The organism is Desulfobacter postgatei 2ac9, from assembly GCF_000233695.2.
In the GTDB taxonomy this organism is placed as follows: Bacteria; Desulfobacterota; Desulfobacteria; order Desulfobacterales; family Desulfobacteraceae; genus Desulfobacter; species Desulfobacter postgatei.
The window spans coordinates 3147529-3163389 of record NZ_CM001488.1; the positions used below are offsets into that span (position 1 = coordinate 3147529).

16 protein-coding genes and 1 tRNA gene are annotated in these 15861 nt (G+C 48.1%); 14 read left to right on the forward strand and 3 right to left on the reverse strand.

The genetic code is table 11. The features are described from left to right. The first annotated feature begins 415 nt into the window (after window positions 1–415). The 13 genes from DESPODRAFT_RS14515 to DESPODRAFT_RS14575 all read left to right on the forward strand — a co-directional run bounded on the left by DESPODRAFT_RS14515 (window position 416) and on the right by DESPODRAFT_RS14575 (window position 12236). Entirely contained in the window at window positions 416–1393 is a 978-nt protein-coding gene (locus DESPODRAFT_RS14515; RefSeq protein ID WP_004074408.1) for a TAXI family TRAP transporter solute-binding subunit, read from the forward strand. Window positions 1394–1435: 42 nt separating this feature from the next. After that, window positions 1436–2872: an ExeA family protein gene (locus DESPODRAFT_RS14520; RefSeq protein ID WP_004074410.1), complete on the forward strand. Its 1437-nt coding sequence runs from the start codon at window positions 1436–1438 to the stop codon at window positions 2870–2872. 106 nt (window positions 2873–2978) lie between these two features. After that, on the forward strand, window positions 2979–3992 hold the full coding sequence (locus DESPODRAFT_RS14525; RefSeq protein WP_004074412.1) for a type I glyceraldehyde-3-phosphate dehydrogenase: 1014 nt from the start codon (window positions 2979–2981) through the stop codon (window positions 3990–3992). 118 nt (window positions 3993–4110) lie between these two features. Continuing rightward, window positions 4111–5886, forward strand: a complete 1776-nt coding sequence (locus tag DESPODRAFT_RS14530) for a formate--tetrahydrofolate ligase (RefSeq protein WP_004074413.1) — start codon at window positions 4111–4113, stop codon at window positions 5884–5886. A 77-nt stretch (window positions 5887–5963) separates the two neighbouring features. Continuing rightward, window positions 5964–6860 carry a bifunctional methylenetetrahydrofolate dehydrogenase/methenyltetrahydrofolate cyclohydrolase FolD gene (gene folD / locus DESPODRAFT_RS14535; protein ID WP_004074414.1) on the forward strand — a complete coding sequence of 299 codons (897 nt, stop codon included), beginning with the start codon at window positions 5964–5966 and terminating at the stop codon, window positions 6858–6860. 51 nt (window positions 6861–6911) lie between these two features. After that, the gene (locus DESPODRAFT_RS14540) at window positions 6912–7199 is read left to right on the forward strand and encodes a DUF1844 domain-containing protein (protein ID WP_052314706.1); all 288 of its coding nucleotides are present in this window, start codon (window positions 6912–6914) and stop codon (window positions 7197–7199) included. After that, the gene (ispE, locus tag DESPODRAFT_RS14545) at window positions 7199–8089 is read left to right on the forward strand and encodes a 4-(cytidine 5'-diphospho)-2-C-methyl-D-erythritol kinase (RefSeq protein ID WP_004074416.1); all 891 of its coding nucleotides are present in this window, start codon (window positions 7199–7201) and stop codon (window positions 8087–8089) included. The genes DESPODRAFT_RS14540 and ispE overlap by 1 nt, the downstream gene beginning before the upstream one ends. A 14-nt stretch (window positions 8090–8103) precedes the next feature. Continuing rightward, window positions 8104–8178 (forward strand) — tRNA-Gln (locus DESPODRAFT_RS14550). Between the two features lie 45 nt (window positions 8179–8223). Then, window positions 8224–9162, forward strand: coding sequence for a ribose-phosphate diphosphokinase (locus tag DESPODRAFT_RS14555; protein ID WP_004074417.1), 939 nt, complete (start codon window positions 8224–8226; stop codon window positions 9160–9162). 59 nt (window positions 9163–9221) lie between these two features. Beyond that, window positions 9222–9845, forward strand: a complete 624-nt coding sequence (locus DESPODRAFT_RS14560; protein ID WP_004074418.1) for a 50S ribosomal protein L25 — start codon at window positions 9222–9224, stop codon at window positions 9843–9845. 72 nt (window positions 9846–9917) lie between these two features. Further along, window positions 9918–10496 (forward strand): aminoacyl-tRNA hydrolase, encoded by a 579-nt coding sequence (gene pth / locus DESPODRAFT_RS14565; protein ID WP_004074419.1) that lies wholly within the window; start codon window positions 9918–9920, stop codon window positions 10494–10496. A gap of 193 nt (window positions 10497–10689) precedes the next feature. Beyond that, window positions 10690–11226: a CarD family transcriptional regulator gene (locus DESPODRAFT_RS14570; protein ID WP_004074420.1), complete on the forward strand. Its 537-nt coding sequence runs from the start codon at window positions 10690–10692 to the stop codon at window positions 11224–11226. A 65-nt stretch (window positions 11227–11291) separates the two neighbouring features. Beyond that, complete coding sequence (locus tag DESPODRAFT_RS14575; RefSeq protein ID WP_004074421.1) at window positions 11292–12236, forward strand: RluA family pseudouridine synthase; 945 nt, start codon at window positions 11292–11294, stop codon at window positions 12234–12236. A gap of 4 nt (window positions 12237–12240) precedes the next feature. On the opposite strand, the gene DESPODRAFT_RS14580 is transcribed toward DESPODRAFT_RS14575, so the two are convergent. The 3 genes from DESPODRAFT_RS14580 to DESPODRAFT_RS14590 are packed head-to-tail and all read right to left on the reverse strand — an operon-like array spanning window position 12241 to window position 14353. Then, a complete protein-coding gene (locus DESPODRAFT_RS14580; protein ID WP_004074422.1) occupies window positions 12241–12978 on the reverse strand; it encodes an RNA methyltransferase in 738 nt (245 codons plus the stop codon). A 28-nt stretch (window positions 12979–13006) separates the two neighbouring features. Continuing rightward, on the reverse strand, window positions 13007–13453 hold the full coding sequence (gene dtd / locus DESPODRAFT_RS14585; RefSeq protein ID WP_004074423.1) for a D-aminoacyl-tRNA deacylase: 447 nt from the start codon (window positions 13451–13453) through the stop codon (window positions 13007–13009). A gap of 45 nt (window positions 13454–13498) precedes the next feature. Continuing rightward, window positions 13499–14353, reverse strand: coding sequence for a histidinol-phosphatase (locus tag DESPODRAFT_RS14590; protein WP_004074424.1), 855 nt, complete (start codon window positions 14351–14353; stop codon window positions 13499–13501). A 227-nt stretch (window positions 14354–14580) separates the two neighbouring features. On the opposite strand from DESPODRAFT_RS14590, the gene DESPODRAFT_RS14595 reads away from it, so the two are divergent. Further along, window positions 14581–15705: a tRNA-queuosine alpha-mannosyltransferase domain-containing protein gene (locus DESPODRAFT_RS14595; RefSeq protein WP_004074425.1), complete on the forward strand. Its 1125-nt coding sequence runs from the start codon at window positions 14581–14583 to the stop codon at window positions 15703–15705. Window positions 15706–15861 lie beyond the last annotated feature (156 nt).

A 15861-nucleotide genomic window follows, 5' to 3' on the forward strand; every position in this document is an offset into this window, starting at 1 on the left:
TGAAAATAAACATAAAGATAAAAATATTCAATGTACTTTAGCAAGCTCTCCTGATATACTTTTTTACTCCATTTTCCCGGCGGATAAGGGGATTATTTAGAAAATTCACACATCTTTTTCACAATTTTTCGTCAATTATATCAAGTCATTCAATTATTCCTTGTTAATGTGATATTGCTCCTTGACTTTGTGCCTCAATTTGGTAGACCATTATCGAAAAGAAAAAGTATTCGACGCTATTTTTATAAAAAAGTCACCGGCAAACCCGGGGTGTCACTTACCACTTTCGTTGTGGGCCACGTTGCAGTCAAAAAAAAACAAATTGGCCCGTGCCCGCTATACCGGCCGACGCAAGGACATAGTCTGACATAATTTTTATCTGGCCCCGATGCCGGTACAATTTATGGGGGACATTATGATTCGCAAACTCATTCTGGTATTGGCTATCCTGATTTGTACAACCATGTACGGCACAGCATCTGCAGGGGAGCTGGGAATAATCACCGGCGGCGCAAAAGGTACGTACTTCCAATTCGGCCTGAACCTGAAGGAATTAGGCAAAAAATTTGGATATAACATCCATGTATACAACTCCCGGGGATCCGTGGAAAATGTATATGCCGTGTACAAGCGCCCCAAGACCGAGATGGGTATTGTCCAGTCCGATGTACTGGCATTTGTGCTCAAGGTGCAATCCAACAAGGTCCTAAAGAGTATTGCAAGAAAGACTAAAATGGTTTTCCCCTTGTACAACGAAGAGGTCCATCTGCTGGGTAAAACCGAAGTTACGTCGTTTGATGACCTGGAAAACAGGCGGGTGGCCGTGGACAAGGAAGGTTCGGGCACCTATCTCACTGCCAAGCTCCTTTTTGAGATTTCGGGTATCAAACCGGCCCAAACCCTGGCCGTGGGCACGGATGATGCCTTGTCCATGCTCAAGGCCGGCACCATTGACGCCATGTTCTATGTGGCCGGATTTCCCGTAGCCCTTTTTTCCGAGCAGGTTACGGTCGGGGATGGGTTGCACATCGTGCCCATAGGCAACAAAAGCATTACCGAATTCTACCCTGTTGCCGAGATTCCGGTCGGCACCTATCCATGGCAGAGCCAATCCGTATCCACCGTTGCGGTGAAGGCTGTTCTGGTCTCCTTTGATTTCAGGGGGAACAGTTGCGATTCCCTGGGACAATTTGCCAACATTGTTTACGATAACCTGGAGTGGCTCAAACAAAACGGTCATCCGAAATGGAAAAGCGTAGACCTGGACTATCCCCTCAAAGGATGGGATCAGTATGACTGCGTTAAAAAACATCGCAGAGGCGGCAATCCCAGAGAAACGGGTCAGCCTATGGAAGAGAACCCTTTGCTGGATGCCATAAAAGAGATGCTCTGAATCTGGCTTATCTGAACCGGGACCGACCAAGGGAGGCACACCATGTATTGCACCCATTTCAACCTGAAAAAAAAACCTTTCCAGCTCAGTTCGGATAACAGCTTTCTGTGGTTGGGCAACACCCACGCCAGGGCTTTAGACCTTCTCAAACGCGGTATTGAAGGGCCTGAGGGGTTGCTGATCCTCACCGGAGACATCGGTACGGGCAAGACCACCCTGATCCATGAACTGCGCCATTGCCTGCCCCAAGAGACCGCAGTGGCCCATATCACAGATCCGAGCATTGAACTTCACTATCTGTTTCTTTCCATTGCCCGGGCCCTGGGATTTGATGAGCTTTATAGGGAAGGTGAAGAATTTGGCCCGGTACTGTCGGCTTTTTTAAACCGCCTCCACCAGGCTGGAAAAAAATGCCTGATCATTATTGACGAGGCACACCTGATTCCGGAGCGATTCCTGGCCCTGCTCCCCTCCTGGGCTAAATTTGCGCCGGATAATACCCTTACTATCATCCTTGCCGGTCAACTGGAACTCCACCAAGTCATGGAAAAAAAACTGGGTCCTTCATGGGAAAAGCAGGTGGATGTCCATGCCATGCTTTCTCCCCTGGAAGAAAAACAGACCCGGGACTATATCCACCGGCGCCTTGAGTTGGCCGGTGCAACACACAGGATTTTCACCCCCGAAGCTGTCCGGGAAGTACATGGGTATACCAAAGGCATTCCCCGGCGCATCAACATCGCCTGCGACCAGGCCATGATCGCCGCCTATTCAAAAGATATGCAAACCATTGACGCCCAGACCTTTCAGGATGCCGTGGGTATTTTGAAACTTCCCCAGGTACCGGTGCCTGTCTCCCCGCCGGCACCGGTACCTACAACGCTTTTGGCCAGCCTAAAGTCCCGGTGGCCGGCAAGGCCACTGCCCTCCTTGGCAGCAGCCGTTCTTCTGGTCGTCATTGCCTATACTTTTTACTCTCGGATACTTTCCATTCCGGATCAAATACAGCATCCCCAAATCAAAACACCGGCAACACAAAAGAGCTCCGTTTTTGTGCCGACCATGACCGTTCCGCCTCCTTCAGCCACGGAAACCCAAGGGGATCTGTCCGAGGCAGCATCTGGGCTGGAACCGTTTCAGGCCGAACGCCTGATTCCGCCCCTGGAACCCAGACAAGTAGCACCAGGACCCTCTGAACAAACCACTGCCAAATCCGACGGGACCGTCGATATGGATAAATTTATCAGAGAGGTCTTTATTATTGACAAGGCCGATTCTATGGTCCGGGCTCTGGATCCCTCACCCCGGCTATCGGCCCATAAAGCACCGGCACCTGAAACACCTGCACCTATCCCTGCCGAGCCCCCGGCATCCCGCTACAGAAACACTGAACCTGAGCGTGACCCCACGCCGACAACATCCGCGCAGCCAGACCCGGATGCTGTCATTGACTGGCTTATAAGAAAAAAATCCAGCTGATTGCCTCTATGTATTCAAACGTGTACCTTTATCTTGACATAAGCCGTATCTCCCTGGTATTAAAAGAGTTTTTTTATTAACTCCAAACGGTTCAGGAAGTCTGGCAATGGCATATAAGATAGCGGTGAACGGATATGGACGGATCGGGCGTTGCGTCGTGCGCGCCCTTTACGAGTCCAAAGCATACAGAGAACAGCTTTGCCTTGTGGCCATTAATGAAGCCTGGCATCCGGATACGGTGTTTCATCTGACCCGGTTTGATTCCACCCATGGACGGTTTCCGAAAGATGTGAGGAAAACCACCCGGGGTATGGCCATTGAAAACGATGAAATTTGTCTGCTCCAGGAAAAAAATATCGGGCATCTGCCCTGGAAAGACTTGAAGGTGGACGCAGTTCTGGACTGCACCGGTATTTTTAATGACAGGCCGGCTGCTAAACAGCATCTCCTGTGCGGTGCGGGAAAGGTTATTTATTCCCATCCCGGCAAAGATGAAATGGATGCCACAATTATATACGGGGTGAATCACAACAGTCTGAAAGCTGAACATGCGGTTATTTCCAATGCCTCCTGTACCTCTAACTGCCTGATTCCCATTTTAAGCGTCATTGATGCCGTGCTTGGCATTGACAGCGGCTCCATTACCACCATTCATTCCGCCATGAACGACCAGCCTGTGATTGACGCATATAATACGGATTTGCGTAAAACAAGGTCTGCCCTGCAGTCCATTATTCCGGTGACCACGTCACTTGCAAAGGGAATTGGCAGGATTTTGCCCCATCTGGACAAAAAATTTGAAACCCTGGCTATCCGGGTCCCCACCACCAATGTTTCGATCATGGACATTACCCTTGTGGTGGGGGCGGATACAGATGCGGAGCAGATCAATGACCTGCTTACCCGGGCTGCAGCATCGAATTTAAAAGGGATTCTAGGGGTCAATGATGAACAGTTGGTCTCCTGTGATTTTAACCATGATCCCAGGTCCGCCATTGTTGATCTTCCCCAGACCCGGGTGTCGGGATCACGGCTTGTGAAAATTCAGTCATGGTTTGACAATGAGTGGGGGTATTCCAACAGGATGCTTGACACCACAATTGCCGCCCTTAATAAATAAATAACAGCCATGGGCTGACCTGACATATCAACTGCCAGGCATAGCCCACAACAACGCTTTAAAGATCTGAGTAACTTACCCAGACTATCTTATAAAAAAAAAGTAAAGGAGGTTGGTCATGGCCTTAGATCCAACCAAACATGCGGATTGGGAAATTGCGGAAGATGCAGAAAAAAAGATGCTTACCATTTATAAAATCGGTGAAAAACTTGGATTAACCGAAGAAGAACTGCTGCCCCAGGGGCATTACATTGGTAAAATCGATTTCATGAAAGTACTTGACCGTCTTAAAGATAAGCCCAACGGAAAGTATATTGATGTTACCGCCATTACCCCCACCCCGCTTGGGGAAGGCAAATCCACTTCTGCCATAGGCTTGGTACAGGGCCTTGGAAAAATCGGAAAACGTGTTGCAGCTGCCATCCGTCAGCCTTCAGGTGGCCCGACCATGAACATCAAGGGGTCTGCCGCCGGCGGCGGTCTGGCCCAGTGCATTCCTTTGACGCCCTTTTCTTTGGGATTTACCGGCGACATCAACGCCATCATGAACGCCCACAACCTGGCCATGGTAGCCCTGACCTCTCGTTTACAGCATGAAAGAAACTATAATGACGAGCAACTGGAGCGCCTCTCGGGCATGAAGCGAATCGACATTGATCCCACCAATATTGAAATGGGATGGGTCATGGATTTTTGCTGTCAGGCCCTGCGTAACATCATTATCGGTATTGACGGCGTAAACGGCAAGTTCGACGGGTTTATGATGAAATCCAAATTCGGTATTGCGGTCTCTTCAGAAGTTATGGCCATCCTCTCCCTGGCCAAAGATCTTAAAGATCTGCGTGAAAGAATGGGTAAAATCGTTGTGGCATACACCAAAAAAGGCGCACCTGTCACCACTGAAGACTTAAAGGTTGCCGGAGCAATGACTGCCTGGATGGTTGACGCCATGAAACCCTCTTTGATGCAGACTCTGGAAGGCCAGCCTGTTATTGTTCATGCAGCGCCGTTCGCCAACATTGCCATTGGCCAGAGTTCCATCATCGCCGACAAAGTCGGCTTGAAATTGGCTGACTACCACGTGACCGAATCCGGCTTTGGGGCAGGCATTGGTTTTGAAAAGTTCTGGAACCTGAAATGCCGCTACTCCGGGCTGACACCTGATTGTGCCGTTATCGTTGCAACGATCCGTGCTTTAAAGTGCCATGGCGGCGCACCTGTGCCTGTTCCGGGTAAGCCCATGCCCGAAGCATACGGCATCGAAAACGTTGAATGGGTTGAAAAAGGATGTGTCAATCTCATCCATCACATCCGCAACGTGCGTAAAGCCGGCATATCGCCGGTTGTTTGCATCAATGTTTTCTATACGGACACTGACGCTGAGATCGCCAAGGTGTGTGAACTTGTCGATGCTGAAGGTGCAAGAGTGGCGGTTTCCCGCCACTGGGAAAAAGGCGGCGACGGTGCCATTGAATTTGCCCGGGCGGTTGTGGACGCATGCGAGGAAAAAACACAATTCAAGTTCCTCTACATGCTGGACATGCCGCTTAAACAGAGAATCGAACTTATTGCCAAGGAGGTTTACGGTGCCGACGGTGTTGATTATTCTCCTGTTGCCGACAGGAAATTAGCTGAGCTCCAGGCCGATCCGGAAGTTTCCAAGATGGGTGTCTGTATGGTGAAAACCCACCTGTCTTTGTCTGACAACGCTGCGCTTAAGGGGGTGCCCAAAAATTGGAGACTTACCATCCGTGAAGTCCTGACTTACAGGGGGGCAGGTTTTATCGTTCCTGTTGCCGGCGATATCTCTCTGATGCCGGGCACCTGTTCCAACCCGGCCTTTAAACGTATTGATGTTGATGTTGAAACCGGCAAGGTTCAGGGTATATTTTAAGATCAGGATTTAACCAATTCGGCAAAGGAAACAGCGTTGTATGTTTTTGGTTGTCGGAGCATATCAGGAGAAACTGCATGACCGCAAAAATCATTAGCGGAACTGAGATCAGAAAGAGTATTTTGGCTGAAATAAAGGCCGATGTTGAAAAAATGAAGGCTAAACACGGGAAAGTGCCTTGCCTGGCAACCATTCTTGTGGGGAAAGACCCGGGATCTGTCAGTTATGTCACATTGAAAATAAAAACCGCGTTGTCTGTTGGATTTCATGAAATTCAGGACGATCTGCCCGAAGATATCAGCGAAGCTGATCTGCTGGCTTTGATCGAAAAATACAACAATGATCCCGACATTCACGGCATTCTGGTTCAGTTGCCGCTGCCCATGCATATTGATGAAAAAAAGGTGATTAATGCCATTAATCCGGATAAGGATGTGGATGCATTCCACCCCGTTAATGTGGGCCGTCTGATGATCGGCGGTGATGATGCCAGATTCCTGCCCTGCACCCCGGCCGGTATCCAGGAGATGATTGTCCGTTCCGGCACACAGATATGCGGAGCAGAGGTCGTTGTGGTGGGACGTTCCAATATCGTCGGCAAACCCATCGCCATGATGCTGGCCCAAAAAGGTGTTGCTGCCAATGCCACCGTAACCATTGTTCATACAAGGACCAAAGATCTTGCCGCCCATTGCAAACGTGCTGATATCCTTGTTGTTGCAGCCGGCGTGCCTGGCCTTGTTAAACCCGAATGGATCAAGCCGGGCGCCACTGTCATTGACGTCGGCGTTAACCGTGTGGGCATGAATGAAGTTACAGGAAAAGTGATTCTAAAAGGTGACGTAGACTTTGATGCAGCCAAGGAAATAGCGGGCAAGATCACCCCTGTTCCTGGCGGGGTCGGCCCTATGACGATTGCCATGCTCATGAAAAATACTCTGAAATCCGCTCAGTATGCCCTGGGAGATTTATAAACAAGATTGTGACACAAAGGAGGAAAAATGGCTCAAGGAGATGGCTTTATAATGAAAGAGGCACAAACCGGTAAATCCGCCTGTAAAAACGCGCTGCCCAGGATAGATTTTTCAAGTTTTATTTTGTCTTTGTATTCATCCGGTCTTGTGCAGCTTGGAATAGTGGAGGATCCATCCACCGGAAAAAAAACAAAAAATCTGGAAATAGCAAAATACACTATTGATATGATTGCAATGCTCCAGGAAAAAACTTCCGGCAACCTGAACGGGGATGAGCAAAACCTGCTTAAAGCCCTGCTCAGTGAGCTGCGAATCGCCTATGTGGAGGCCAAGTCCTGATGCAGGTACGGCTATCTCCTGCTAAGATCAATTTATTTCTTTATGTCACGGGCAGGCGGGCTGACGGTTACCATGAACTGTTCTCCCTGATGGCCCCTTTGACACTGGCCGATCGTTTGGGAATTGAACGGTCAGGCAACGGTATCAGGGCGGTGTGTAGCCATCCGGATGTCCCAGAAGATGATACGAACCTGGCATGCCGGGCCGCAGTCCTTTTCAGGGCTGCAATGGTTGACAAAAAGGGGGATTGTGTTTTTGACCATCTGACCATCCACATTGAAAAAAGGATACCGGTATGTGGGGGGCTTGGGGGGGGCAGTTCAAATGCCGCATGTGTGCTGCTGGCCTTGAATGAATATAGCGAAACCCCGTTTTCCAAGGATGAACTGATGCGTTTGGGCCTCACCCTGGGGGCAGATGTTCCTTTTTTTATTTCCGGGGGGCCTGCTTTTGCCTCCGGCGTAGGCGAAAAACTTTTGCCCTGCACGCAAATGCCACGCCTGTCTGTGATTGTTGTAAATCCGGGTGTGCCTGCCTCAACAGGAGATGTTTTCAAAAAGTTGGAATTTGGATTGACATTCATCCCTTCATGTATTATAAAACCGAGTTCGAACGTGCTGCCATTCGGAAAAGAGCTTGATGGCAGGGAATTTTTGCATAACGATCTTGAGAGACCGGCATGCAGTTTATACCCTGAGATCGGTACTGCAAAAAAAGATATGGCGTTGCTGCTGCGAAGAAATGTGTATATGTCTGGAAGCGGCTCGTCTCTTTTTGCCCTTTACTCGGATCATAATATGGCCGAAAGGGACTACGAACAGCTCTTGCAGGTCCGGTCGGAAAACATGAAATATGTTTTTCTTTCCAGGATCAAGCTTTTGGATGGCTGATCTAATAAAAATTTTGGGGCGTCGTCAAGCGGTAAGACACAGGGTTTTGATCCCTGCATTCAGAGGTTCGAATCCTCTCGCCCCAGCCAAAATTTTAAAGGGCCAGGAATGGTTAGAAAACAAAGAGGTTTATTATGAACGGCCTGTCCATATTTGCCGGAAACTCCAATGTCCCCCTTGCAGAAAGAATATCGGAATATTTGGCCAAACCTCTGGGGCGATTGAAGGTCAACCGGTTCAGTGACGGGGAAACCCAGGTCGAAATTCATGAAAATGTGCGTCGGCGGGAAGTTTATGTCATTCAATCCACGTGCAAGCCTGTGAACGACAATTTAGTTGAGCTTCTGCTGCTCATTGATGCCTTCAGACGTTCCTCTGCTGCCCGATTGACCGCTGTTATTCCCTATTTCGGATATTCCCGCCAGGACAAGAAAGTTGCTCCCCGGGTGCCCATCAGTGCCAAGGTGGTTGCAGCCTTGCTTGAAAGGACCGGGGTTGACAGGGTCATCACCATGGACCTGCATGCCGGACAGATTCAGGGCTTTTTCAATGTGCCCGTGGATAATCTTTATGCAGCCCCTATAATTATTGATGATATAAAAACCCGTTTTAGTGATGATATCGTTGTAGTTTCTCCGGATGCAGGCGGGGTGGAGCGGGCCAGGGCCTATGCCAAACGCTTGGATGCCGGCCTTGCCATCGTGGATAAACGCCGTAGCGCACCCAATCAGGCCAAGGCCATGGCTATCATCGGAGATGTGAAGGGTAAAATTGCTTTGGTTATTGATGATATGGTGGACACTGCCGGGACCCTGACCGAGGCTGCCAGCGTTATCAGTGAAAAGGGTGCCAAAGAAGTTCATGCATATTGTACACATCCGGTATTGTCAGGCCCGGCTATTGACAGAATAACACAATCATCTTTGAGCTCCCTTGTTGCAACGGATACCGTCCCCTTGTCGGAAGAGGCCCGTTCCTGTGGCAAGATAAAGACGCTTTCCATTGCAAAACTTGTCGGAGAAGCTATTATGCGCAGCTACAGGGGAGATTCTGTAAATTCTTTATTTGTATAAAAAGATATATTTGATCAATCTGCCTTTTGTCTGAAAGGGCAGGTACGAAAGGTTTAAACATGGAACTTATAGAATTAAGTGTCGCAAAAAGAGAGAGTACCGGCAAGGGTGCTGCCAAAAAATTACGGGCGGACAACGCTATCCCCGGCATTGTTTATGGCGCGAAAATCGAGCCTGTAAAAGTGTCTATTGACGTTAATACCTTTGATAAGGTGATCCGGGAAAACGGTACCACAGGTCTTTTTTTTGATTTGAAGGTCGAAGGGGAGGGGGAGACGGGCAGAATGGTTATGCTTAAGGAGATTCAGATGGATCCCTTTGGTCTTCGCTATCAGCATATTGATTTCCATGAAATTGATATGGATGCAACAGTGTCCATTGTCGTTCCTGTTGAAGTCCAAGGTACCAGTGCCGGCGTCAAAGAAGGCGGTATGGTCCAGATTATCCGTCGAGATCTTGAAGTGATTTGCAAACCCAAAGATACCCCCGAAAGCATTAAACTTGATATTTCAGAACTTGAGATCGGGGATTCCATCCATGTCGCAGATATTGACCTGGGTGCTGAAATTGAGATTCCGTTTGATACCAATTTTACCGTAGTCACCATTGTTCCGCCTGAGAGTGGTTCGGATGATGAGGAAGGCGAAGAAAAAGCTGAAGTCGCTGAAGCTGGTGCTGAATAGATACAACGCCTTTTTTTGCGTGTTCGTTTCATTTTTGTTTAAGGCGTTTTTTAGTTTTAGATTGTTAAAGTCATGGCTGACTCAAAACGATTATTAGCGGGTCTGGGAAATCCTGGAGAACAGTATTCCCGGACCCGTCATAATATCGGCTTTGATGTCGTCGATGCCCTGGCGGATCGGTCCGGGTGCCGTCTGAACAAGGAAAAATTCAATGCCGCCTACACCGGCGTGCGTATGGGGCTCCAGGAGATATTTCTGGTCAAGCCCCTTTCGTATATGAACAGAAGCGGTATTCCCCTCCAGAAGCTGGCAGATTATTTCAAGATCGATATAGAGAATATCATTGTGGTCCACGATGACATGGACCTTCCCTTTGGAAAGATAAAGATTGTGCAGGGTAGGGGCCATGGCGGCCATAACGGCATTCGTTCAATTATTGATGCCTTTGGTCAAAAGGCATGTGTCCGGGTTCGGGTGGGTATTGGCCGCCCCGAAAGCGACAGATCCGTCACCGGACATGTCCTGGGTAAATATACCCCGGACGAACAGGCTTGTCTGGATCATGTTCTTAATGATGCCTGTGACGCCTGCCTCGCTATCCTGGAAAAAGGGGTCGTCAAGGCCATGAATTTCGTTAATTCCTCCGGATAAAAAGCGTTTCCCTGTTGTTTATTTTCCCCTGTTGTTCAGATCTGTTTAGTCCTATGTGGTAGGGCTGAATTTTAATTTTGTGTTTGTTGGCTTAATGTTTATTCAAAAAATATTCAGTTGACAATATTGTTTAGATGTGGTTTTCTGCCTGAGAATGGATAACTTGTATCTTTAAACAATAAGGTGGGCATAAATGGCAAAACAATCTGGGACAAACAAGGCTAAAGAAAATAGCAAGTCAACCAAAAAAGCGTTTTCAAAGGGCGACATGGCCGTCTATCCTGCACACGGCGTCGGCTGTATTGAATCGATCGAAACCCAGGAAATAAATGGGGATACCATGAATTTCTACATGATGAAAATTGTGGAAAACGGTATGACGATCATGATCCCTACATCCAATGTTGAATCCGTGGGTTTGAGGGAAGTGATCCCTGAAACTGAAGTGCCCCAGGTTTATGAGGTTATGCAGAAAAAAGCCCAGGCCAGTGACAACCAGACCTGGAACCGTCGTTACAGAGAATACATGGATAAGATCAAAACCGGGTCCATCTATGATGTGGCCGAGGTATTCAGGGATCTTTTCCAGCTTAAGCTTGAAAAAGATCTTAGTTTTGGCGAAAGAAAACTGCTTGATACTGCCCAGAATCTCCTTGTCCAGGAACTCTCCATGGCCAAAGATGTTGATGAAGCCTACATGATAAAAGAGATTGAAAATCTGTTCAACTAAACACCTTAATTTCTGATAACACAAATAGACCGGCACGTGTCACACTGCCGGTTTTGTATTTTTTCATGCGCATACAGATAGAAATTTCACCGGATCAGGCTGGCGTCAGGCTTGACCAGATTGTTGCCGATTCCCAATCCCGGATATCCCGCTCCAGGGTTGCAAGTCTGATCTCCCAGGGCTTTATTCTGGTGAACCACGCGTGTAAACGCCCCGGTTATAAAGTTAAGCCCAATGACCTGATTGAGGGGGATTTCCCATCACCGGATCAACAGGATACAAAAAACATTCTTCCCGAATCCATACCTTTGGACATCCTTTACGAGGATGAGCATATTCTTATGATTGATAAGCCTCCAGGCCTTGTGGTGCATCCCGGGGCGGGGAATAATTCCGGTACCCTGGTTAACGCCTTGCTTGGGCATCACCCGGCTTTTCGCGAAAAAGACTGGGACAGGGAACGGCCGGGTATCGTTCACCGCTTGGACAAAGATACCTCCGGGTTGATGGTTATTGCAAAAAAACTGAACGCCCTTGAATTTCTACAAAAGGAATTTAAGCAAAGGCGAGTCGAAAAGCACTACCTGGCACTGGCAAGGGGAGAAAATATACCGGAATCGGGGGTGATTGAACGCCCCATTGGCCGGCACCCTTACCATCGCAAACGCATGGCCGTCCTGGATGAGAACGGCAGATACGCAAAAACCTGCTTTAGTGTATTAAAACGGTTTAGTTCAGGGTGTCTTATGGATGTTCGTCTATATACCGGTAGAACCCATCAGATTCGCGTTCATTTTTATGACCAGGGTATGCCCCTTTTTGGTGATTGCATTTACCGGGAGCGACGGTTCCGGAAAAAAGATCCTATCGTGCCACGTCAGATGCTTCATTCCTGGACCTTGTCCTTTCGTCACCCTTATTCAGGTGTACGGCTCTATTTTGAAGCCCCTATGCCGGAAGATTTCAAAACCACTTTGCTGCATCTATCCGATGCATGCCTATATGATTGAATGATCAGGACTGGTTTAATCGGCGCTGGGATTCGGTCCAGTCAATGCGGCTTAAAAGTCCCCGGATAATTCTGACGTCCCTGGATGACAGACCCGCATTAGAGAATATCCTGCGGTAGGTCCGCAGCAGATGATCCGGGTTTTGGGGATCAAGATAATCAATATCTAAAAGTGTCTTTCTCATGTGCGCAAACATCGATTCAAGTGCTTCTCCCCGGGCAGGATCTTTAACCCCGGGGTCATGGAAATTTTTTGCGGCCCCGGAATTAAGGGAAACCTCGTAAAGCAGCACTGCCAGGGAGTGGCTCAGATTCATGGACGGGTAGGCCTCATGGGTGGGTATGGTGATAAAATACCGGCACAGCTCCAGGTCCTTTGTCTCAAGACCGGTATCCTCCGGTCCCATAACCAGGGCACTGTGATGTTCCTGTTTCTGCTCTTCGATCAGGGTTCCCGCCGTGGCCGGTGTTAAAAACCCTTTTCTATATTTGCCAAACCGACGAGTGGTGCCGTAGGCGGAATGGACATCAAAAAGCGCCTGTTCCAGGGTTTCAAATATCTGCGCCTGTTCAAGGATATGATAGGCGGATAGGGCCATTTTTTTTGCTTCAAGGGATTTATAAGCACTGCAGGGGCTGACAAGACGCAGCCGGGTGCATCCGAAGTTCATCATGACCCGGCACACTGCACCAATGTTGATTGGGCCCTGGGGGCGGACAAGGATAATACTGAGATGGTTCATGGCATTTTGATTTTTGAATATTGGATTTTTAGTTTCCGGGGGATTCCAGAATCAGGGTGACAGGCCCCTGGTTGATCAATGATACATCCATATTGGCCTGGAATTTCCCTTTTTTAACTGTAACGCCCAGTGAGACAGCCCTTTGGGCAAAAAAACGGTAAAGCCGGCATGCAGGCTCGGGCGGGGCTGCATCCGTAAACGAGGGGCGCCGTCCCTTGCGGCAGTCTGCCATAATCGTGAACTGGGAAACCACCAGAAGCTCGCCTTTGACATCAAGAAGAGACCGGTTCATTTTTCCCTTATCATCTTCAAATATTCTTAAATTGATGATTTTGTCCACCAGGTATTCGGCATCCTTTTCGTTGTCGCCATGGGCCACGCCCAAAAGTACCACAAGTCCTGTTTCAATGCTGGATATAATGGTGTTGTCTACAGTAACATGAGCTTTTTTAACCCGTTGAACAATGGCTTTCATCGGTTTCCTTAAGATTTGTCTGTTTTAAATACCGGGATAAAAAATTTAGGCGGGCGTCATGCATCGGGGCCTGGGCCAGTTCGTGGAAAATCCCATATCTTTTAAGGATTGAACCGCCCTGTCCACAAACATGCCTGCCTGTTCTTTGCTGTGCGCGTCGTCCCCGGGAACCACGCGAATACCCAAGGCTTTTGCCCTTTCCAGAATTGCCGGGGTCAGGTATGGCATTTTTTTTCCTTTGGCAAGGGGGCGCAGGTTATAATCCAGCACCAGTCCCAACTCTTTTATCACAGAAAGGTTGCGCTGGATGCGTTCAGCAATTTCAGGTTTGTCAAGCCGTGCCTCAAAGTCAGGATCATAAATGCGTATAATATCAAAATGACCCACAACAAAGGGATGCAGATCCAGGATCATTTTATACTGGGCGTCAAAATAGGCCGTATACATGGCATCAAGACCGTTGAAATCCGCTGCAATGGCCTCATAATCCTGCCTGGAATAATCAAAACATCTGTCATTGAGATGATGGACCGAGCCCACAATATAGTCGGGATTAAATTCCCGGATCAAGGACCGTACAAGGGCCGGGCTTCCGGTGACGGTTTCGGTCTCAAATCCTTTAAATATCAGGATATCTGACTTATATTTTTTTTTAAGCCGTTCCAGTTCAAAAAAGTATCTTGAAAACCGGTCCCCAAGATCCTTGACCGAAAAGCCTTGCTCAAGTTCATCCGGGTAGATGAGTCGGTGTTCGGGCGGGGGCATGTGCTCGCTGATGCCCACTGCTTTAAATCCTTTGCTGATATAGGCTTTTATAAGATCTTCAAGGCTGTCCTGGGCATGGCAGCAGAACTGGCCTGAATGTCCGCCATGAAAGGATATGAGTTCAGAATTAATCATGGAGCGGACTTTATCACCAAGCCGGGAGTAAAATCAAGATCGGGATTGTCTGGGTACAGGGCAATGGCATGTAACCTGGAATTGATTGTTGCAATTTTCGACAAGGGATGTTTAATCTCTAATTATGTTGACAGCGAACTATCGTTTTGAATTAAAACAGATTCGACGTATAATTCAAAAAAAACAAAAATTTAATTTTTGTCCATCATTGTCTCTGGTGAAATTTTTTGAAAATTTTATTTCTTGAGCCTTTTTACGGCGGGTCCCACAAGGTTGTGGCAGACGGTTTTGCGGCCTGTTCCCGCCATCAGGTGGATATTTTATCCCTTGCCCCCAGATTCTGGAAGTGGCGGATGCGAGGCAGTGCCCTGGCATTTATTCGGCAGATTAAAAATTTGACGGAGTATGATCTTGTTTTTGCCACGGATATGGTGGATGTCACAGATTTTAAAGCCCTGGCAGGCCCACAATGCCCGCCCGTGGTCCTCTATTTCCATGAAAATCAACTCAGCTATCCCCTGGAACCCGGTGAAAAAAGGGATTTTCATTTGGGGTTCACCAATATCATATCTGCCCTGTCTGCGGAAGGGGTGTTTTTTAATTCGCAATTCCACAGGGATGATTTTTTCAGCGCTGCAAAAGCCCTGATTCGTAAAATGCCGGACCTTCGCCCAGGATGGATTCTGGATAAAATCCGGGGTAAAACCTGTGTACTGTATCCGGGTATTGATTTTGACTCCAGGGGCTTTGTTACTTCGGAACGTCAGGAGAGCAGCCTTGACCGACCTCTGGTGATCTGGAATCACCGGTGGGAGTATGATAAAAATCCAAAGGCCTTTTTCAACGTACTGGAAGGCCTTAAGCGTCGGGGTATTGTGTTTTACCTGGCAGTGATGGGTGAACAGTATGGCACTGTTCCCGAAGAGTTTAAAGGCATTGAGGAAAGGTTTGATGCCGAACTTCTTGTTTACGGGTACCAGGAACAGGTGGCGGATTACAGAAAATGGCTGGCCAAAGGCAGTGTTGTGATCAGTACCGCCATCCAGGAAAATTTCGGTATTTCAGTGATGGAGGCCGTGGCCCATGGATGCTTTCCGTTGCTGCCCAATCGTTTGTCATACCCCGAACTGATCCCCGAACATTTAAAATCCGATGTCATTTACCGGGATGATGCCGATCTGGAGGCCAGGCTGGAACATATCCTGGTGCAGCCCCAAGTCTATCAGGAGAGGGCCGCAGCTCTATCGGCCCATGCCGCAGGGTTTTCCTGGTCGCATATGGCGGAAAAATGGGATGAAGCATTATACCAGAGTTTTATAAAGAGCGCTGGATGGGTTTTCCCTGTCAGCTGAATAATGAAATTTGAGATCTTTTAACAGAAATAAAGTCTTCGGCCATTTTTTATCTGAAAGGATAAAGTTTATTTGAGACAGGTATTGACGGCGATGAACCAGGTATTACTTTTATGCCATAATGAATAAAAAGTAATGTAAATAGAATTGGAGATA